Origin of the sequence: Sphingobacterium puteale (genome assembly GCF_003627955.1) — a bacterium.
Classification (GTDB): domain Bacteria; phylum Bacteroidota; class Bacteroidia; order Sphingobacteriales; family Sphingobacteriaceae; genus Sphingobacterium; species Sphingobacterium puteale.
In genome coordinates, this window is sequence record NZ_RBWS01000014.1 from 1 (window position 1) to 20,108 (window position 20,108).

The following is a 20,108-nucleotide window of genomic DNA, read 5'->3' on the forward strand; positions in this document are numbered from 1 at the left end:
AATACTGGATGCAATAATTACCCATGACACTTATATCAGTCGATTGATCATAACTGAAAAACCTGAAACTTATATTGAAAACAAATTTATCAAAGATATGATACATACGACTTACAAGGAGGATTATCCTCTGGGAGATGCTATTGGAATCAGGGAATTGTTTAGCCATCTTGGTTATAGCATGCAAGATTCAATCGGTTTCCTAAATCAGACAAGAGCAAGGGATACAGTATACATTCCCCAATCGATCGCTCATAAGTATATGGTTAAAGACAGCAATAGATTGACTATGGAAGAACGTTTTTTAACAAAGCTGGTCTTCCACTTACCTATTCTGACATATGACGGCCAAAAAGCATTTGTGTCCGTGGATCATATATGTGGTGGATTGTGTGGCCAGGGATGGTATTTTATTCTTGAAAAAATAAAAGGCAAATGGAAGGTTGTAAAATATGAGGGGACTTGGATAGCTTAATATCAATAGCAATATGAAGTAGTCGACAACACGGCTTGAATAGATTATCGGATTTTTAAATGAAAAGAGTATTTTCAATTGTGTATTAAAAAATTAAAAAAATAATACTAAATGCTATTTTTACAGCATATTCGTATTTTGTAACCAACTGTTAATAGTAATATGATGGCAGACGACGAACTAGAAAATGTAGATCCAGACGATATTAGCGATTTACTTGTTAAAGTTGAAAAATCATTTGACATGAAGTTTGAGAGCACCGAACTGATGCACATTATCACTTTTGGTGAACTATGTGATCACATCGTCAATAAAATTCAACTAGCGCATTCGAACGACTGCACAAGCTAAAGATGGAGACTTTTTCATTTCTGATTGGCTTCGAAACAGAAACACAGTTAAATATCTGGGTATTTGGGAAAGCATTTATAACCCTCTTTTTAATTATGGCGAATTCGCCGTAATTAAAAGTCAGGCCGGACTTAACAGTTATAAAATCAGTGTTAAAGATTGGGTTGAGAAGACAAATGCTATTGGCTTAAAAGCGACCGCAGGAAGATATGGGGGGACATATGCGCATCCTGATATAGCTTTTGAATTCGGCATGTGGATTAGCCCCCATTTTAAAATTTACTTAATCAAAGAATTTCAGCGTCTAAAAGATGAAGAAAATGATCGTTTGAAATTGAACTGGGGCTTACAAAGGACACTAGCCAAAGTAAATTATCACATTCACACTGATGCTATAAAGGAAAACCTCATTCCTTCAGAAATTACCAAGCAACAAGCGAATTCCGTTTATGCCAGCGAAGCCGATATACTGAATGTCGCACTATTTGGTATGACAGCCAAACAATGGAGAGATACTAATCCTGACAAAAAGGGCAATATTCGAGACTACACGATTATAGAACAGTTGGTCGTGCTAAGCAACATGGAAAGTATAAATGCGTTGCTGATCCAACAAGACCTACCACAAAATGAAAGACTTATACAACTGAACAAAGTAGCGGTAACCCAAATGAAGTCGCTCGTAGAAAATAAGGCTGTTAAAAAATTGAAATAGAAAATCACACGTATTTTTAGAGAAAGTTTCTACGATTACTGGAAAGAAATGCTGACTTTAAATTCTATGAATCCAAAAATATGACAACATTTACGACGCGCCAGTGGCTCGAAGAAAGCAAGCCCATATTGCGTTTTCAATAATCATGATGGTGACTGGCAGTTTTTGACCAGCAAATGGAAGGTTGTTAAATATGAGGATACTTGGATAGTTAAGACCAATAGCAATATTGGGTGATCATTAACACAGCTATTCACAAAAATCTGTAAAACGCAGAACCACTCTATATTCTAATGATAAAATTAAAGGATATAGAGTGGAACACTTGCTTTAATCTATTCGCTTTAAATCCAGATCTTGAAAGTCGAAACTAAAATCAATTGAAGGTGATATTCCTTTCATTTTAAATGATTGTGCTTTACCTCTTTTACTATAATCAAATATCACAAACGCATCACAATTCATATCTTGATAATCCCATTTCACGGCAAACGTATTTTTATCATAAAAAAACATGCGGCCATTTAATTTTGGCGAACGCAAACTCCTGATTCTAAGCTCACCATTCTTCTCATAAATTTCCATTTGTCCAAACCATTTATCGTTATACATACCCATTAAATTCTGACGATTGTATTTGATACCACTCAAAGAATCTACCTGTGCCCAAACTTCCTTTGTTACCGCATCTGTTGCACCAATGTTACGCGAGAGATTTCGGGCTCGGTTGTCGATCCACTCGGCATCATCTAAGCCGAAATAACTGTCAAGAATAGCTCTAGTAATAGCAAATGCCAGCCCCCCGCCCCCATTTTCTGTATTGGTTAAAACAACTATCCCCAACTTCATATCCGGCACTAACATCACCTGTGACAACATTCCGGGTAAGCCACCGGTATGCATAGCAGTAAGATGACCTCTCATATCATTTAACACCCAACCTAATCCATATCCGTTAAATTGCGTGTTATACCGTTCTGAAATATAGTTGGGTAGAACAGTTTGAATCGTCCACATCTTTCCGCTACTGGCAGAACTAAATAATAATGATTTTAGATCATCACCATACCGCCCCTTATTAAGCTGTGTTAACATCCATTTTGACATGTCTGCCACATTTGAATATATTCCGCCGGCTGGTCCAATCATTCCAATAGCAAACCGGTCTATCTTTTTTAATTCACCGGTTGCCGCAGAATGCGGTGCTGCCACATTCTTGGCATCCTGAATATTTGAATCTCCGACAAATGAAGAATTCATCTGCAAAGGATTGAATATTCGCTTTTGAATAAATTCTTCGTAACTCATCTTGCTCACCCTTGCGATAATTTCTCCAGCAATGATGTATAATAAATTGTCATAATTATATTTTGTCCGGAAGGAAGAAACTGGTTTAAAATGTTGGAAAATACCAAACAGATCTTTCACTGTAAAGTCAGCTCCATCGGGAATAAATGTTAAATCTCCCGCGCCAAGTCCAAGACCGCTACGATGAGTTAGTAAATCAACGATATTAAAATTGTCGGTCACATAATCATTGTACATTTTAAATTCGGGAATATAATCTTTTACTTTATCATCCCAGGTTATCTTTCCTTCATCTACCAATATTGCAAGCGCAGCCGCAGTGAATGCTTTAGTGTTGGATGCTATTTGGAAGTTGGTATATTCGGTTACTTTTTCCTTCGTAGTAATTGAAGCAACACCATAACCTTTTTGATGTATCACCTGGCCATCTTTCACAACTGCAATCGAGGCTCCAGCGACATTCAATTTAACCAAAGCTTCTTCCATAAGGGAGTCTATCTTTTGATAAGATAATTGGGAGAAAAGTGGAAGTGCGATCAATAACAACACTATTATTAAGGCAAACTCAGATATTCTTTTTTTCATGGTTTATATTGTCAAAATGTAGCTTAAAGTAACAATGAAAAAAACATTAAAAATTGTAAAAATGTTACCAACTATATGAAACGCCAAATATTCTTTATTTCGATATCTACATTTTTAAAGAAAGAATTCGGACTCGATTTGGTAAGGGCCTTAAAGTCTTTTACAAAATGGGGCTGATCGTAGAATTCGTTTTTATAGGACAATTCTGTTAAATTTCTAACCCTTGCTTTGCTATCAATTGTATTCCTAAATCTAAATATCTTCCGGTAATCCATGGGGGATTTTCCCAGATGTTTGTATATCAATTTGTAAAGATGCTTTCTTGATATATTATTTTTTAGGGCGATGTCTGCGATTTTCATATTAGATTCAAGATCAACCAAAATATTTTCAATTTTTCGAAAATCTTTGTATCTAAACTTCGAAAGCCAATAAGCTTCAAATTCATTTCGTTGAATCTGCCTCTCAGAAATATGAAAAATACGGCTCATTTCCCTTTCAAAATCATCAAAATGAGATCCAAATTCCACAGGTTGCAAGGAAGAAAACATAATCTCCCAATTCTCCAAAAAACGATTAATTCCAAGCGGCTTAAAATAAATAGTGATTTCTTTAATGGGCCGCTCGTAACGTATTGTTATTGGTTTGGTATAGTTATAAATCAAGTTAGCATAGATATTTTTTTTTGCTGAAGGTACAATTGAGATTTGATTTTCATTAAATGTAACGCTTGAATCAGAATTTATGGAAACGATGCAGTAGTTGTTAGGAAAGGTAAAATATTCCTCAATTTCTTCCGAAGCATCGTCAGCAATAAAATAATAGCCCTCGATGTATTTCCTTAAGGTTTCATTTTCTGGTATATAAAACTGTAATTTCAATTGTCATTTTCTTTAGTGATAACGAATAGTAGGTTTGTCTTCTGCGACGTTTATTCTTTCACCTGAGATACCCATTTCGGCGCACGATCAATTGTCTGTCTAAGGTATAAATTCAATTGTGCAACATGATGCTGAATATGCCGCATATTATACAATAGAATCTCAAGTAAAGAAAAGTTCTTAGATTCGTTGATCCAACGGGCATTCATTCTGCTCGGTGTGAGTTCTTCTATATGCTTTCTAGCTTTCTGTCTACATTGCTCCAAATACGCAAGAATTTCTGACCTGGTATATGTCCGGTCTGGCTTTTTGCCCGTCGGATCAAATTCTGAAAATGTAAATGGTTTTGGTGGCTCAAATTTATTGGGTTCTACAGATAAATAATAATCTGTCCAAAAGAGACAGTGGAAAGACAGGTACCAAAAATCTAGTGCGGTGTCCCAATGTTCATCGGGGCACATATGGATCGCGTTTTCGAGCATGTCTAAACTAGCTCCAAACTGGCTCCAAAGTGCGTCTTTTATCATAATTGAATCTTGCATATTTGACTTTTTACTCGGTGCCGCGATTGTTTCTTGGAGAATTATTGTAATTCTCTATATTAGTATAAGCCTCACCCAAATGCAGTCCTAAGCGTTTTTTAAAATCAGGATTTTTGGAAAAATCCAATTTACCCAAAAAACTTAGATAAATGGCATTTTGAACCCGTTTATCAACTAAAGGCAAATTCTTGGTTAAAAAATCTACCATAACATCGAAGGTAATCAGATCATTTTTAGCTATAGCTTGCTGTATAAATCGTTTAAAACGGCCTATTTGAAAGGTCATAGAATCTCTGTAATCTTCATCTAAAAACTCTTCTTTCAAACTCGGAAACAATTGAATCAACTCTTTAATAAATAAATCTTGGTCCTTCATAATTATTATTTTGGAACAACTTCCTTACTTTCTTCCACCCCAAGTCAATAGATTTTGAATACGATGATTAAATTAGCGTTTTATATAATCCCGATATTCTTCCTGAACATGGCCTAGCCACTGCTCTACAGATTTTCCCAGTTTCAGCCTTGTTATGATTTGATCGTCTGTTAAATACTGTATCATAAATAAAAACCTGATGCATGAATTTAGTAAATTGTACTTTGGAAAGGAAATCATTTTGGCATCATCTTTTAAACCATTTGATAGATTTAGGAAAGTAAGTTACTAACCCAATCTGTCATCTTCATCCGCACCTGTCAGTGAGCCATATTCTCCGCAAAATCAAGATACATGGTCACTACTCTATTCAACTCGCTCAGTTCTACACCAAAGAAAAGAAGCAAAAGAACATCACTTGATTATGGTTGGTTTTTATCTTTACGATTGTTGAGGATATTTTTATTTCAGTCAATTTACTGATGAAGACTTTAGGGAACTTGATAATTCAAAATACGCATTGCGTGTATTTGCGAGTTGTGCTTCACTCTAATTGAACTCAACGCCTAATTTCCTCAGTTTATTCGATTTTTTCCTGCGTTCATTGTTTTGTTATTGAATAAAAAACAGCACCATAATATTTTTGCTTCATCAAACAATTAAAATCAAAAAAGATGAATAGAGAATTAGTATTTTTAAGAATTTTCGCAGTTGCAACTGTTATAGGAATTACATTTATTTCATTAACTGCATTTAAAAAATCAGAAAACCAAAAATTTAGTAAAATAGATGTAGAACGTATCAACATTGTGGAAAAAGACGGAACGGTAAAAATGGTTATTACCAATGTAGATCGTTTTCCGAACGGAACTAGCAAAATCAATAATCGCCCGACCAACGCAGACCGAAAAAAACGTTCGGGAATGTTATTCTTTAACGAAGAAGGAATAGAATGTGGCGGATTTATCTATGACGGAAGAAAAACGGAAAACGGACATTCGGCGGGGCTTAAACAAAAGGCAAATGGAAGGTGGTTAAATATGAAGGTACTTGGGAAGCTTAGTACGATTAAATAATCTTCCCTATCTACTGGTCATCCGTTTTCGAATCCGGATGGTCAATGGCATCAAAACATCCAATATATCAACAAATTAGTAAAATAACAATTAATCCACCGATAAAGCTAACAAACAATAATGCAAGCAGGCAATAAAGGATGGCTATTTATTAGTGGTTTTCAGTTGATGGCTTGCAACAAAAAAGTAAGCTCAAGTAATTGCCTGAATGATAATTTTTCTTTCTGCTGCGTACTTCCAGCGAAGGGGATACAACAATATAGAGTTCCTCGAAATCCAACAACATAATGTGATCAAAACGAATATAGAGTGTCTTGTTGATCTGTAAATAAATACCGCCGTGAAGATCGTCTATGGTATCCTCATCTTCAAAGAGAAAAGGTACAGCATATCCTTCATCAATAATAACGTAATCAAAACCTTCACCGTAGATAAAAGCATAAAATTCATATTGAAGAGCAGCTGGGTCATCATTGGCTGATTCTTTTCTATTTGATGCACTAAATGTATTCGCTAATCTCTCTGCTTCTTCTAACAGATCATTCTCCCTGATAATCTATGGATTAAAATATGAAGATTTATTAAGAAGTTCACTACCAATAACGTTGAACAAGCTTTTCCGGTAAGGGCTATATTGAAGCAAAAATATATAGCCATTCGCCACCGCACATAAGAACCACATTATATCCCACGGAACATTGTGACACGTGAGATCAGGACTAGTAGCGCGTATATAACCTGGAACAAATAGCTTTTCTATCGGCAGGGAATTCCGATATAAAATTCCTGCCATTAAAAAAACGGTCAATGTGTAGGGTACAAATGTCCAAAATGCTTTGAATTTGACTGGTTTATATCCATAATAAGATACTATACTCCATATAGTTAAAATGAGTGCTATTCCAGAAAAACACACAGCAGCCGGCAAAATCAACTTCAAACGATCTAAAATAAACGCTAGAAACACATCTTGCGGTGCAGATACGAAGACAGGAATATAGGCGGCAAATCCGCAAATTGACACAAATATAATAGTTACAGAAAGACAAACAATATAGTCCTTCCACTTTGTTTTATGTTTATTGGTACTTTTCATGATTATATATTGGTAATAAAATGTAGAAAACTCTCTAAATAAATCCTATTAGACAAACGCCTGCCGTTCAAAATTCAATAATTTCTTCATAAACTGCATTCCCTTTATTTGATAAGTCGTATATTGTCTACATCATCTTTTGCATAATTCTTGTAAAACCAGGGTATACCCAATCTTCCCTCAAAGACTTTCACCTCTACCCGAGCCTCCGAAACGGATCGAACTAATGGTAACATCATATTTCTGCTCCCCCATTGAGGATTATCAAGAACAATTTTATGTGGATCCATTCCCGGTAAAATGATAATTTGAGGATTATAAACGGTTCCTATCTCCCAACCCTCGACTTTCCCTAGATTGAGCATATTACCAACCTTAAGAAAAGCAATGCTATATAAGCTTAGAAAAATAAAAAGAATGGAATAGAATATGCCTTTGAGATAATTGGCCGCAAATTTTCGGTACAACTGGATAAATACCCAAATCAATAACGTCATTGCAAGACCCAAGACTGCTCCCCATTTTACAAAGAATAGCTCATCCAAAAGATGTACGTCGTCAAACATTAAGTACGCAAAAGCTATTATCGAAATACCCGCACTCAAAAACAGGCGTTTTAAAGCACCCCGTGGAAATCTATTCCAATATTGCAGCACCATAACCAATTGTAGGGTAACCGCTATACAAAAAAACAAGACCACGGCAGTGTTAAAATAAAAAATATCAAGAATAAATATATAGGCTATAAGCATAATCGTTACTATTCTACAAAACCAATAAGCAAGGAATGCTAAATTCCAACGGTTGGTTTCAAAGAAGTCCGAATAATGCTGCTGGCTGCTCTCCAATGTAGCTGCAAACTCTTTGCTCGAGAGTTTTAAATTTTTAAAGCTCTTTTGCCTTAAGAAAGCTAAATTGGAGTCTACAATCGCAGGCTGGCCAACAACCCAATTACTGATCTTGTATCCAGTATATTGTCCATCTAAAGCAGCTCTAAGGAGACCATATCGTCCCTCCATCAGCTCCAAATTGAAATTGCCCAAGATGATAACGTCAGTATCCCAATTGAAGGATAATTGTCCCATCCAAGGATCATATATAGTGATACCTTCCGCCGTCAATATTGCTTTCCAGCGGTATATATATAACAAATACCGAAAAAGTTTATAACAAACAAAGACCGAAGAAACAGCAATAATAAGCGGGAATACGGATATTTCACCGTTATATTCTAGTCGATATTGAGAAAACAAAAATGTCCATAGCGAAATTCCAACGATTGATATTAACAATAAAGTAAAAAAAATGCGATAAAAAATGGGGTAGACAAGAATTTGATCGTTAGTTTGCATAATACTGTGTTTATATTTTTAATTGATTAAATGGATATTTGGTTAATATCCTTTTCAGTTCATATGGTTTTCTGTCAAAATGGCTTAACTTTTGTCGCATTTATCGAGGCTAAAGGCTTCTATTTTTGTATCCGCCAGCGAATTATACCAATATTTTAGGATATCAGGATAGCTCATCTTTTTTATTCGTGATGTTTAATATAGTTATTGTGCGAAAGATAACATTTTTTTTATTAATGCTTGTTAAATAAATTAACAAAGCACCTAAATTACAAATAAATAAAATTATTAAGATAACTGATAAGGTAGGTTTTATGATTGAATAAAAAAGCCAGGCATGTAGGTTTTTCAACAAAAAAAACTACACAAAACTACAAATATTAGCTTTAATATCTCATTTTTTTAGTATAATTGTATATAAGAAATTTCGATATGAATACAGTATTAAAAGGTAATCAGTTTGAAGATAAAGTATTTGACATACTCCAAGACGAAGTAGAAAAAGGAAGCATTCCGCTACTTCTTCAATGTTGTAAGTTTAAAAAGAAACCTAAATACTATTCGAAAGATCGTGAAAAACCTATCGAATTCGACATCAGTATCGAAGTTACTCCTATCGGTGCTGAAAATTATCAATTGCTCTATATAGCAGAATGTAAAAACTACAGTGGCAAGATATCTATTGATAATATCGAAGAGTTTGTAGAAAAGGTAAATCAAGTGTCAGGCAAGAACGTCAAGGCAGTATTCGTATTCTCAGGAGAACTTCAATCAGGTGTGCAAACTTATGCCAAAAACAAAGGTGTTATGCTAATAAATGTCACAGAAGATAACCTAACAAACATTATACTTCACAATAAAAAGAATAATTACAAGATCACACAAGATTGGACAGAATCAATAGATTATAACAATGGCCTTATTGCTGATTCAGCAAATATTGATAAACAGAAATGGGATGAAATAATAGAGAAAGCTTTTACAATATCACTTGGCAAAACAACAGAAAAAAGCGAACTCAATTCGTCCTTGAGTCAAATTGAACGTCTATCCAAAGAAAACATTGAAAAATTTGCTCAAAGAGTACTCTACAAAATTAACCCTAGTATTTTAAACGGTATTTCAAATCTCTCCGTTGAAGAGCTAAGCAACTTTCTGAAAACCGAATACGGTATATCAATATACAACGATCAAACGGTTTATAATCTGTTTAATCTGGATATAAAAGGATATTGCGATCCTAAAAAAAGGGAAATTCACATTAATCAAGAAATCGTAGGTACGGATAGTCATCTGTTTACCCTTGCGCATGAATTTGCACATATTCTATTACACGCTGACACAGGTCTGAATCAATCGGATTATAATAGCTTGGAAGATTCTAAATTTAATCCTTTGACCAGGAAACATAATCTTCAAAATGACAAAAATTGGATTGAATGGCAAGCAAACCAATTCGCTTCTGCCCTATTAATGCCAAAAGATGCCCTAAAAATGCGATTGATACTGAACCAGAAGCTTCTTGGTATCAATCGTGTGGGACAGCTCTTTTTAGATGATCAGGAATGCAACAAATTTGATTACATAAAGATCACTAGTGAACTGTCGGCATTTTTCAATGTGAGCAAGGCGATGTTAAAATATCGCATGGATGATCTCAACTTAATTCGTTATAGTGAAAAGAATCCTACAAGATGGAGAAGTATTATGAATCCTAACAATGAACCAGAACTGATTGGCGATATCATGACAAGGGCTATTATGCGATATAGTTAGCAACAAAAATTAATCAATAGTAAACTATGTTTGATACTACCCTACCTTATAAACTTATACAGATACGCAAGAATAGATTTGTCAATAGCGAATCTTTTCTGCGTGAATACATTTTTAAATTTTACCTTCACAACAAAAAAGGTTGCATTAAATATATTGTAAGTGTTAAAGAATATGCAGAAGGCCTACTCACTATGGATTATTACCCTAAAATTAGTTTAACGCCTAGAGTATCCGCACAAGATACGGTACAAGATCTTCGTTATCGTATGCTAACAAAACAAAATTCCTTTGGTAAAATTGGAGGAACGCTGATGGACATTATGGTAATGTTTCAAAACAACCATAATTTAAGAATATGGGGATTCTTGGCGGCAAATCTCATACGGGAAGACTCTAATGATAATAACAAACGATATAGGACCTACATAGAGATCCTAAGACGTTCATTTCAAAACAAGTATAATATTTTCGGAAACCGGAAAAATTCAGTTATATTTGTAATACCTAATATTTTTAATAAAAGTATCAAGGAAATAGTAAAGCGATATGAAGACATCTTTGCAGAAACAAACTAAGCACGAAGTTAAGGTAACTCACAGAGTTCCGAAGGCTACGCATGCCGTAACTTCTGACAAGAACAGATTTAAAGGTATGTCTAAAGACCTCGAGAAAGTGGAACCACTCTATATTCCTGGTTACAAAATAAGAGGATAATTCCTTATAATCTCAACGCTAGCTGTCCGTGTTAAACAACTAATCTGGCTTAATTAGCCCGATAACTTCTCTTTTTTCTAATCGCAAGCGTTACAAAAATTATAATTCCCTAAAATAATAACTCCGATTTTAATTACCACGAATTCGAGGTAGATACAGAGGAAGCAGTAGCAGAAAGATGTATTATATTTGTGGCAATGTATTGGTAGAACCATCGGGTATAGTAGAAAATATCGGTTGTGAAGAAATCAAAACAGAAAAATTATGGTCTATGGAAAGATTAATCGTCAAAAGTTTTGGTCCTTTATCGAATATTGATATAGAAATCAAGGATATTAACATCTATATTGGATCTAATCCCAGCGGAAAAAGTACTGTTGCAAAGCTTTTATCAATTCTCAAATCTGGTATTTTCTTCAATACCAACAATCGATTAGATACATTTAAAAAATCTCTCAGCAACCATAATATCGATTTTGCAATAAACGAAGATACCTTAATTCAGTATGAAAATGGCAATCACTTTTATACCATTAAGAATCAACAATTCGCCTCAAATATCTTGAATGAAAAGGATATAAAAAGTGTAAATCCAATTTATATACCTGCTGATAGGGTATTTTTTGCGACTTTTTCTCAATCTATTTTTAGCTTGATCAGTAGCGATATCGCTTTGCCTAAATGGCTGATTGAATTTGGAGCCAAGTTCGAAAGTGCAAGAAGCCATATCAAAGAACTATCTATTGATTTTCTGGAAACAAAATATCAATGGAAAGATGGGACAGACTATATTCAGGTATCAGATCAGACTACGATAAAACTATCGCAGGCTTCAAGCGGCATTCGATCTATAGTTCCACTTCTCCTTGTCGTGCAGCACAATACCAACTCAAAAAAGAAAGATGATGATCTTTTCGTAATAGAAGAACCCGAACTTAACTTATATCCTTCTTCCCAAAAAGACCTGATAGAATTTATTATCGAAAGGATAAAACAATCAGAGGATAAACTGATCGTGACGACGCATAGCCCATATTTGCTTACATCAATTGATAATTTGGTACAAGCCGGAAATGTGGTTCGCGAAAAGCCCGAACTTAAAAATGATGTCGAGAATATTGTACCATCCCCATTATGGTTAGATTTTGAAAATGTCGCTTGTTACTACTTCAGCAATGGAAAATCAACGTCTACATTGGATAATGAATTGAAATCAATCGGTCCATCCAATATAGATGATATTTCTGAGGAGCTAAGTGAAACGTTTGAAAATCTGTTAACGCTAAGATATTCGTAATATGCCGTGCAAGGATATATATGCTATATTAGGAGGTGACATGGATTGTTATAGTAATTCGTCCGTCGCTTTTGAAAACGGCAAAAAATTTGTAATAAACAACCGAAGCAAGAAGAGCATCTGTAAAATTCACATCGATAATTGCCTTATCAAAGACAATAATATCCGTAAATGTGACTTTTTCTTTGCAATAAAAGAAGATCAAAAATTTTATCTGGTAGAACTTAAAGAACAATCACTTGACGATGCTGTCGAACAAATAAAAAGTACTTTCGACATATTAAACAGCAAAATAAAGAAAAGAGCGCAAGACTTTATCGGGATTATTGTTTCTAGTGCTGTACCCAAAGCTGCTGACCAAAAATTTAAAGCTATCCAACAAAAGTTATTTAAAGAACATAAATTACTGATCAAGAGAAAACAAATTCATTACGAAGAAGTAATTTAAGCCCTTTTAAGGTACCCAGGTGGGAATTACTTTCATTCTTTGATTTAACGATATTTACAACTTTAGACCAATTTCACCTCAACTCTATCTCTTCAGGATTTGAGTGGCAATAATCAATGATTCCGTCAACAGCACAGCATATCTTTATCCGCTTTTGAATCTAAAGGTTCACAAGCCTCGCGAATATTTAGAAATAATTAACGATCTTTGCATCCTTTAAAAGAAGAAGTTATTACGATGATTAAAGATGAATTTTCAGTGTTATTAGAATTGATACCATAATACATATTATTAAAAGAAAATTTAGCATTTTAAGAGAGGAGGCGTCATGTTGAATATTATTAATAAATTGATCCATAAGAAGAAAAGTCTTGATAAGATCAGTGTTCCTCTATTGCGCCAAATTTCAAAGCGCAACCAAGTTTTTCTTCTAAAATATGAGAAGCTCCCTATTGGAGAGTTCCGTTTTAATGAAAATGAATGGGAATTCAAGTATTCGGAAGATTTTAAAAAAGTAAAGGATAAGTTTAGGGATTTATTTACTTTTTATAAGTTAATATCGGAATTTTTCTCAAGCGAGATAGTTCGTGTGTCGTTGAAGCATAAAGTATTGGGTTTAAATAATGTTTAGATTTATTTATAAAAAAAACAACTAGAGACGGTCTTATTTTTCTAACCGCAAGATCAATATCTTCAATTAAAGTGTTCGTCGAGGTTCTGAGAGCATATTTAACCTTAACCGCAACTCCTATTCTTTTGAACAACCGCCCTTCTAAAAGCGTAGCTTTAAGCATAATTTCTTGTGGAGAGACAATATGCAATAATTTAATTTCAATATTAAGTGTTTTTACAAACTCTACAATCTTCTTGATTTCCTTTTGATAATTAGTCATATCTGAAGCGTAACAAATACTATCTATAGTTTTTGTCTTATAAAAACTAGGCACACTAATCACGGGAACTGAAGATTTCGCAATTAATTTGTTTGCTGAGGCACCGATCGTCTTTTTTAATCTCCCTCCCCCCTGAATGCCATGGCATATACAGGTACATTTATGCTTGGACACGCATCTCAAAATAGTGGTCACTGTATTTGGATTCATCTGAAGGTCGATCTCAAAATTGACGGTAGGCGCTTCTATGTTACTAAAAATTCGATCTAAAAACTTGTTTAACTTAGTTAATATAAAATCTCTTCTGACTTGACGGTAATTTTCAAACCTATGAGGTCTCCAGCTTTTGGGTTTCAAAAGATGATAAACATGCACAATAATCAAAGTAGCACCTTTTAACTGTGACAATTTATAGGCAAAATGAATAGCTGAAGTAGAACCAGCCGAAAGATCTGTAGCTACCAGAATTTTTTCCATACATCCTCATCATTTTTCCCTAAAATTACCTTTAGAATAATACAGATACAATGATGGCTATCAGTTAAAACACTGATCGTTAGCGTAAAATATGCTTCACAGATAATTTGATGATATACATTTTTCAAGATTTGGAGAGAACACCTTATACAGGCATTTTAGGGAAGGTAATTATAATTGTTCTGATGAAAACGGGGCTGTAAACCGTTTGTTTAGCTTTTCATCTTTATTAAACCGCCAAGATCCATAATGTGGATCTGACTTCCATTTCTTTCTATTAATCCTCTTTCTCTAAAATCGGTAAGTATTCTACTAACCGTTTCTGTAGCGATACCAGCAAGTCCAGCAAGTTCGTCCCTACAAATATCTATTTGGTCTATTGGGACTGCATTCTTATTTAACCTAAGTAATACTTGTGTAAGTCTTTTTCTCACAGACTCGTAAGCAAGCTCTACGAGTTGATCTTTTTTTTCGCGTAAATAGGCTGATAATATTTTAATAAAGTGTTGATTAAGTCCAACATGTTCGTTTAACAAGTCAATAATTGCACTTTTAGATATAAGATAAAGAGATGAATCCTGAGTAGCTTCGGCACTTTCAAGCCAAGGATCATCTAGCAACAAAGTATCCAAACCAATAAAACTGTTTGGTTTATACAACCCTGTAATCATTTGTCGACCATCGTCTGTTAGTTTCAAAGTTTTAATACAACCTTCGATCAATAGATAAAGCCATTGCGAATGATCGCTTTCGTAATACAACGTTTGTTTCTTTTTGATATGTCGTATTTTGCATTGAGAAATAAGATCGAACAGTTTTTCCAAGCCTGTACCATTATGGGGATGATTGTTATTCGCCTCGCTAATCGGCAATGATATCTGATTCTTATTCTTGTTAATTTGACCTTCTACAGATCTAACAAGCTGATCGCCCTGAAATGGCTTTGTGACAAAATCATCAGCGCCACATGCTATCCCTTTTTTTACAATATCTGGAGTGGATAAAGCATTTAAAAAGACGAAGGGTATTTTAGTAGTTGATGGATTTTTTGACAATATAGATAATACACCAAAACCATCTATATTTGACAGCACAGTATTGCATAATATTAAACTAGGAAGTTTACTTAATGCTAGATTAATCCCTATTTCGCTATTAAATGCTGCCGTTACTTCATACCCTGAATTTTTTAATACATCCGAATATTTACCCAGTAAATCCAGATCATTTTCGATAATTAAAATATTATTCATTTTTGTCAATACATGTATAAGATAATTGATAAATCTACTTCTAATTCTGCTTTGCGACAATTTTTTCTTAAAAAACGTAACCTTTCAGCTACAAAACCGATCAAAATATGTGACCATCGTCACTATAAACCCTGACAAGCATCATTTCACATACAGAACATTTGAAAGAAATTTAAATGAAAACTAATTGTGTCCTAAAAATTAAGAGAATTATGAACGCTATCATATCGGAGAAGGATTTTTTTAAAGTTGGTTTAAATCCCGAAAGCAGCAGAGCTGCCTTAAAAGATTCTTCACAAAAACATGCAGGTAATATTGTAGAATCCATTATTAGAAAGCAAGGTCATAATATAAGTAAGCTGGCCAAATATATGAAGATTAGCAGGTGTACGTTATACAAATGGTTTGAGCATGATACCTTACCTTTTGATGTATTAGTTAGAATTGGCTCTTATACTAATTATGATTTTTCTTCTGATTTTCCCGAAGTTTTTCGCTCAAGTTCAGACGCTAAAATAGAACAGCATCCTTTACAAAACCCATCCAAAGAAAATGAGAAGATTGACTATTGGATAAGAAAATATATCCTTCTGTTAGAAAAATATAACGAGTTTCTAATAAATCAATCTCAACACCCTAAATAACTTTCTTAATTCGATATCTTCTTAAAAAAAACATCCCTTTTATCTTTTCCGTTAGCTTATATGTACTAAGGTCACTAAAACTTGGTTATGATCGTGCTTAGGATATAACGCCCGATTTGAACCCGTCTTTATATACCTCACCATAAAGACTACACAATACCTGACGGGCTCCTCCCCCATTCTATCTGCTATATGCATTTTTTCTTTTGGTTATCTGTGGTTTAAAACTGTAAAAAAATCAAAATGTTTAAACTGGGAAATGCAAATCTCCTGTTTTACAACTTTTCTTAAATTGATATACAACAAAAATTACATTCATCACACATTAAATACAACCAAGTATTATACATATAGTAATTCACTTTTTTTACAACTCCCGCTAAATCTGTTGAACAAAACCGTAAACTCTTGTAAAACCGGTATACCATTTATACAATTTAAATACAAAGTAATCTGCCGCATAAATTATTGATTGTTTTATATATACCTTAGTTATCAAGAAGTTTTGCACATTTTAAGATATAAAATCATGAAAACAAAACACCTGTTAATTATTATATATATACTCACTTTTAGCTCATGTGCGCAAAAAAGAGAGTTGGCTTATTTCAGCAATTTAGCTCAGCAAACCGCCGAGAAAACGATACGAGACGAATCAATAAAAATACAACAAAACGATCTTTTGAGGATAAATATAAATAGTCTTAACCCGGAATCAAACACACTATTTACGGTTAACCGCCAAAATGCAGCGGGAGCTACTTATGAAGGACCGGCAGGTTATAGAGTAGCTAAAGACGGAACGATTACTCTCCCCGTAATAGGCAATATTATAGTGGAAGGTTTGACTATTACACAAACCCAGGATGCATTAATAGAAAAACTAGCTAAATATGTCAAAGAACCAATGGTTGAAGTACAACTTTTAAATTTTAAGATTACCGTAATCGGAGAAGTAAATAAACCCTCGAGCTTTACCATACCTAGCGATCATATTAATTTATTAGAGGCGCTTGGTATGGCAGGTGATATGACGGTTTATGGTAAACGAGAAAAAGTATTAGTCATTAGAGAGCAAAATGGGAAAAGAATAATGAAAAGGTTGAATTTAAACCAAGAAGATGTGCTTAATGATCGCTTTTTTAATCTGATGCAAAACGATATAGTTTATGTGGAGCCGGATAAATCTAAAGCTATAGAATATAGCCCTAGCACGAGAATTATGCCTATTGTTATTGCCTCTATATCGGCAGTTGCCGTCCTGATTTCAGCCATTTTAAGAAATTAATTACTTAAGGAATAAGATCATGTTTGCAGAAAAGAACTTAAACGGCCCTAAAGATGTTGCAGAAGCTTTGAAAAGTTTTACCAAAAACTGGCCCTATTTTTTAATTAGCATTACGACAGCAATAGCTTTCGTTTATGGCTTCTTGTTCATAACACCTCCTGTTTATAAAATTAGTAGCACATTGTTAGTACAAGACGATAAAGAGGGCGCTTCTATGTCTAACGGCACTGCTTTTAGCGATTTGAACATGTTCCAAACCACTAAAACAGTTGAAAATGAAACTGAAATTTTCAGATCAAGAGATTTGATATCTAAAGTTTTAAAAGATTTGAATCTTGAGACATCATACTTTCAGAAAGTAGGTTTTAAAACAAAAGAGTTATACGGTAATACATTACCTATTAAAGTAGAAGTACAGGAATTGAAAAAAGGAGCTTATTCTAGAGCTATAGAAATTGCATCTATTAACAACAACCAATTTCGTTTAACAGTTAGTAATATTAATATGATTGCAAACTATGATCAACCTATCAAAAATAAAAACTATACAATACAAATAAAGAAAGGGCCTGCTTTTAAACCTGAATATGGAAAAATAAATATTCAATTTCAAGATCTGTATAAACTGACAGAGTCATATAGCTTAGCTAGGTTGAATATAGTTCCTGTAGCTAAAGATGCTAATACTATTACAATTAGTTTGAACGATAATATTCCGCAACGGGGATTAGATATTTTAACAAATCTCATTGAAAACTATAATATTAATAATGTAAACAATAAAAATATTATCGCTCAAAATACAATTAAGTTTATAGATAACAGATTAAAATATTTAGTAAATGACCTCGCTGGAGCGGAACAAGATGTAGAGAACTTCAAACAACAAAATCAAGTGACCGATTTCGGTATAGATGCACAATTAAATGCAACAAGATCGGTTGAATACAATCAATTGTTAGCGGAATCAGTTGTAAAGCTCGGCCTAGTAAAATCTATCGAAGATTATTTTCAAAGCAATCAGGCACAAGGCAGTTTAGCGCCAAGCGCCATGGGAATAGAAGATCCTATACTAAATGTAATGATTGGAAAGTTTAATGATTTACAGTTAGAAAGAAACAGAATGCTTCGTACAGCTAATGCTGAAAATCCTCTTGTTTTAAATTTGAATGAGCAATTATCAAGTTTAAAAAGCAACATTCTGGAAAACTTAAAGTCAATTAAAAGTGGGTTTAATATTCAGAACAAAAATTTACAAAAAAATTATTCACAATTCTATAGTAAAAGTAAATCTGTCCCTACAATAGAAAGAGGACTTTTAGAAAGAAGTAGAGACCAAAGTGTGAAAACTGGATTATACCATTACTTGTTGCAAAAACGTGAAGAAACAGCATTATCATTGTCTACAACTGTACCTACATCACAAGTTATAGATAGACCAGCTTATAATACAGCACCTATTGCTCCAAAAGCACAAATGCTTTATTTATGTGGTTTAGTCTTCGGATGCTTAATACCTGCAGGGTTTATTTATGTTAGGGGATTTTTTAACAATAAAGTGAGGGATGCCAGAACAATTGAGCTTACAGGTGCAAAATTGCTAGGTGAACTTTCCCACAATCTAGATAAAGGTACCAATGTTTTTCAAACAGACCATCGCTCCACTATTTCCGAGCTATTTAGGTACATACGCATGAATTTAAGCTTTATGACAAATCAACGCCATAAAATGATATTGGTTACATCCAGTATGAAAGGGGAAGGAAAGACATTTTTTAGCATCAATTTGGCGACTACATTAGGAATGCTTAATAAAAAAGTAGTTATTGTAGAACTTGATTTAAGGAGCCCCGTACTATTAAAAAAGTTAAAATTATCATCAACGCTAGGAGTTACAGATTATCTTGATGATGAGTGTATTTCTGTAGATGATATTATCCAACCCAGTCTATTATCAGATAATGTCAGTGTAATTGGCTGTTCAGAAATTCTAAAAAACCCAGCAGAAATGATAATGAGCTCCAGAGTTGGTGAACTCCTAAGTGAATTAAGAAAACGCTTTGACTATATAATTGTAGATACATCCCCTGTTGGACAAGTAGCTGATGCTTTCAGTTTAGCGCCTTATGTAGATGTAAGCATTTACCTGGTAAGATATAATTACACGAATAACTATCAATTAGGTATCCTGAAAGATATTAACGACGAAAATAAGCTTAAAAATCTAATGGTAGTATTTAACGACGCTAAAAGAGAAAAGAACCAAAAGTATGGTTATGGGGGCTACGGATATGCCATGCCTAACTAATACACTTCTTAAAAGAAGAAAATAGATCTATTGCAATATTAAAACAATAGCCATTATATAAATAAACTTACGCTGCACCTCACTAGAAATAAATGATCCGCAAATAATAATTTTAGCCGATTCCAATTTACCCTTTGTCTAATTACTTTACAAAAACACATCCTCATCACTGTAAGTGATATGGCGAAGCCCTGCACCCCAAAGTAGCAAACCAGGAATTACATATTGTCCGGAAAATTCTATTGGGTCT

At 33.9% G+C, this 20,108-nt stretch carries 19 protein-coding genes; 11 read left to right on the forward strand and 8 right to left on the reverse strand.

The genetic code is table 11. The features are described from left to right. The 3 genes from D7322_RS28495 to D7322_RS29110 all read left to right on the forward strand — a co-directional run. A partial coding sequence (locus D7322_RS28495; protein ID WP_220700101.1) for a hypothetical protein occupies positions 1 to 475 on the forward strand: 475 nt, incomplete at its 5' end. A gap of 162 nt (positions 476 to 637) precedes the next feature. Continuing rightward, complete coding sequence (locus D7322_RS17965; RefSeq protein ID WP_220700102.1) at positions 638 to 826, forward strand: hypothetical protein; 189 nt, start codon at positions 638 to 640, stop codon at positions 824 to 826. 16 nt (positions 827 to 842) lie between these two features. Next, positions 843 to 1,541 (forward strand): KilA-N domain-containing protein, encoded by a 699-nt coding sequence (locus tag D7322_RS29110; protein ID WP_394342598.1) that lies wholly within the window; start codon positions 843 to 845, stop codon positions 1,539 to 1,541. A gap of 330 nt (positions 1,542 to 1,871) precedes the next feature. On the opposite strand, the gene D7322_RS17980 is transcribed toward D7322_RS29110, so the two are convergent. The 4 genes from D7322_RS17980 to D7322_RS17995 all read right to left on the reverse strand — a co-directional run bounded on the left by D7322_RS17980 (position 1,872) and on the right by D7322_RS17995 (position 5,233). Further along, the gene (locus D7322_RS17980) at positions 1,872 to 3,434 is read right to left on the reverse strand and encodes a serine hydrolase (protein WP_183078750.1); all 1,563 of its coding nucleotides are present in this window, start codon (positions 3,432 to 3,434) and stop codon (positions 1,872 to 1,874) included. A 71-nt stretch (positions 3,435 to 3,505) separates the two neighbouring features. Continuing rightward, on the reverse strand, positions 3,506 to 4,315 hold the full coding sequence (locus tag D7322_RS17985) for a helix-turn-helix domain-containing protein (protein WP_121125633.1): 810 nt from the start codon (positions 4,313 to 4,315) through the stop codon (positions 3,506 to 3,508). Positions 4,316 to 4,365: 50 nt separating this feature from the next. Next, positions 4,366 to 4,857, reverse strand: a complete 492-nt coding sequence (locus D7322_RS17990) for a DinB family protein (RefSeq protein ID WP_121125634.1) — start codon at positions 4,855 to 4,857, stop codon at positions 4,366 to 4,368. Between the two features lie 10 nt (positions 4,858 to 4,867). After that, positions 4,868 to 5,233 carry a DUF7674 family protein gene (locus D7322_RS17995; protein WP_121125635.1) on the reverse strand — a complete coding sequence of 122 codons (366 nt, stop codon included), beginning with the start codon at positions 5,231 to 5,233 and terminating at the stop codon, positions 4,868 to 4,870. A 674-nt stretch (positions 5,234 to 5,907) separates the two neighbouring features. On the opposite strand from D7322_RS17995, the gene D7322_RS18000 reads away from it, so the two are divergent. Then, positions 5,908 to 6,309 (forward strand): hypothetical protein, encoded by a 402-nt coding sequence (locus tag D7322_RS18000; RefSeq protein ID WP_220700103.1) that lies wholly within the window; start codon positions 5,908 to 5,910, stop codon positions 6,307 to 6,309. 556 nt (positions 6,310 to 6,865) lie between these two features. Here D7322_RS18000 and D7322_RS18005 read toward each other — a convergent pair. Then, the gene (locus tag D7322_RS18005) at positions 6,866 to 7,405 is read right to left on the reverse strand and encodes a hypothetical protein (protein ID WP_121125636.1); all 540 of its coding nucleotides are present in this window, start codon (positions 7,403 to 7,405) and stop codon (positions 6,866 to 6,868) included. Between the two features lie 104 nt (positions 7,406 to 7,509). Then, positions 7,510 to 8,556 carry a hypothetical protein gene (locus tag D7322_RS18010; RefSeq protein WP_147430471.1) on the reverse strand — a complete coding sequence of 349 codons (1,047 nt, stop codon included), beginning with the start codon at positions 8,554 to 8,556 and terminating at the stop codon, positions 7,510 to 7,512. Positions 8,557 to 9,189: 633 nt separating this feature from the next. Between D7322_RS18010 and D7322_RS18015 the strand changes: the two genes are divergently transcribed. The 4 genes from D7322_RS18015 to D7322_RS18030 all read left to right on the forward strand — a co-directional run bounded on the left by D7322_RS18015 (position 9,190) and on the right by D7322_RS18030 (position 12,995). Next, positions 9,190 to 10,533: an ImmA/IrrE family metallo-endopeptidase gene (locus tag D7322_RS18015; protein ID WP_121125638.1), complete on the forward strand. Its 1,344-nt coding sequence runs from the start codon at positions 9,190 to 9,192 to the stop codon at positions 10,531 to 10,533. A gap of 26 nt (positions 10,534 to 10,559) precedes the next feature. Further along, entirely contained in the window at positions 10,560 to 11,111 is a 552-nt protein-coding gene (locus D7322_RS18020; protein WP_121125639.1) for a hypothetical protein, read from the forward strand. 410 nt (positions 11,112 to 11,521) lie between these two features. Then, entirely contained in the window at positions 11,522 to 12,547 is a 1,026-nt protein-coding gene (locus D7322_RS18025) for an AAA family ATPase (protein ID WP_183078751.1), read from the forward strand. 1 nt (position 12,548) lies between these two features. After that, complete coding sequence (locus D7322_RS18030; protein WP_121125641.1) at positions 12,549 to 12,995, forward strand: hypothetical protein; 447 nt, start codon at positions 12,549 to 12,551, stop codon at positions 12,993 to 12,995. Positions 12,996 to 13,534: 539 nt separating this feature from the next. Here the strand turns inward: D7322_RS18030 and D7322_RS18035 are convergent. After that, a complete protein-coding gene (locus D7322_RS18035; RefSeq protein ID WP_121125642.1) occupies positions 13,535 to 14,365 on the reverse strand; it encodes a universal stress protein in 831 nt (276 codons plus the stop codon). A gap of 212 nt (positions 14,366 to 14,577) precedes the next feature. Continuing rightward, positions 14,578 to 15,618, reverse strand: coding sequence for a cyclic nucleotide-binding domain-containing protein (locus D7322_RS18040; protein ID WP_121125643.1), 1,041 nt, complete (start codon positions 15,616 to 15,618; stop codon positions 14,578 to 14,580). A 212-nt stretch (positions 15,619 to 15,830) separates the two neighbouring features. Between D7322_RS18040 and D7322_RS18045 the strand changes: the two genes are divergently transcribed. The 3 genes from D7322_RS18045 (at position 15,831) to D7322_RS18055 (ending at position 19,858) form a co-directional block, all read left to right on the forward strand. After that, the gene (locus tag D7322_RS18045) at positions 15,831 to 16,262 is read left to right on the forward strand and encodes a helix-turn-helix domain-containing protein (protein WP_183078752.1); all 432 of its coding nucleotides are present in this window, start codon (positions 15,831 to 15,833) and stop codon (positions 16,260 to 16,262) included. 529 nt (positions 16,263 to 16,791) lie between these two features. Beyond that, the gene (locus tag D7322_RS18050) at positions 16,792 to 17,550 is read left to right on the forward strand and encodes a polysaccharide biosynthesis/export family protein (protein ID WP_121125645.1); all 759 of its coding nucleotides are present in this window, start codon (positions 16,792 to 16,794) and stop codon (positions 17,548 to 17,550) included. A gap of 19 nt (positions 17,551 to 17,569) precedes the next feature. Next, positions 17,570 to 19,858 carry a GumC family protein gene (locus D7322_RS18055; protein WP_121125646.1) on the forward strand — a complete coding sequence of 763 codons (2,289 nt, stop codon included), beginning with the start codon at positions 17,570 to 17,572 and terminating at the stop codon, positions 19,856 to 19,858. The last annotated feature ends 250 nt before the right edge of the window (positions 19,859 to 20,108 follow it).

Excerpts from the sequence above, each read along its gene's own strand:
- D7322_RS17965 (WP_220700102.1), top strand. The coding sequence starts at position 638 with ATGATGGCAGACGACGAACTAGAAAATGTAGATCCAGACGATATTAGC.
- D7322_RS17980 (WP_183078750.1), bottom strand. The coding sequence starts at position 3,434 with ATGAAAAAAAGAATATCTGAGTTTGCCTTAATAATAGTGTTGTTATTG.
- D7322_RS17990 (WP_121125634.1), bottom strand. The coding sequence starts at position 4,857 with ATGCAAGATTCAATTATGATAAAAGACGCACTTTGGAGCCAGTTTGGA.
- D7322_RS17995 (WP_121125635.1), bottom strand. The coding sequence starts at position 5,233 with ATGAAGGACCAAGATTTATTTATTAAAGAGTTGATTCAATTGTTTCCG.
- D7322_RS18000 (WP_220700103.1), top strand. The coding sequence starts at position 5,908 with ATGAATAGAGAATTAGTATTTTTAAGAATTTTCGCAGTTGCAACTGTT.
- D7322_RS18005 (WP_121125636.1), bottom strand. The coding sequence starts at position 7,405 with ATGAAAAGTACCAATAAACATAAAACAAAGTGGAAGGACTATATTGTT.
- D7322_RS18015 (WP_121125638.1), top strand. The coding sequence starts at position 9,190 with ATGAATACAGTATTAAAAGGTAATCAGTTTGAAGATAAAGTATTTGAC.
- D7322_RS18020 (WP_121125639.1), top strand. The coding sequence starts at position 10,560 with ATGTTTGATACTACCCTACCTTATAAACTTATACAGATACGCAAGAAT.
- D7322_RS18025 (WP_183078751.1), top strand. The coding sequence starts at position 11,522 with ATGGAAAGATTAATCGTCAAAAGTTTTGGTCCTTTATCGAATATTGAT.
- D7322_RS18030 (WP_121125641.1), top strand. The coding sequence starts at position 12,549 with ATGCCGTGCAAGGATATATATGCTATATTAGGAGGTGACATGGATTGT.
- D7322_RS18035 (WP_121125642.1), bottom strand. The coding sequence starts at position 14,365 with ATGGAAAAAATTCTGGTAGCTACAGATCTTTCGGCTGGTTCTACTTCA.
- D7322_RS18040 (WP_121125643.1), bottom strand. The coding sequence starts at position 15,618 with ATGAATAATATTTTAATTATCGAAAATGATCTGGATTTACTGGGTAAA.
- D7322_RS18045 (WP_183078752.1), top strand. The coding sequence starts at position 15,831 with ATGAACGCTATCATATCGGAGAAGGATTTTTTTAAAGTTGGTTTAAAT.
- D7322_RS18050 (WP_121125645.1), top strand. The coding sequence starts at position 16,792 with ATGAAAACAAAACACCTGTTAATTATTATATATATACTCACTTTTAGC.
- D7322_RS18055 (WP_121125646.1), top strand. The coding sequence starts at position 17,570 with ATGTTTGCAGAAAAGAACTTAAACGGCCCTAAAGATGTTGCAGAAGCT.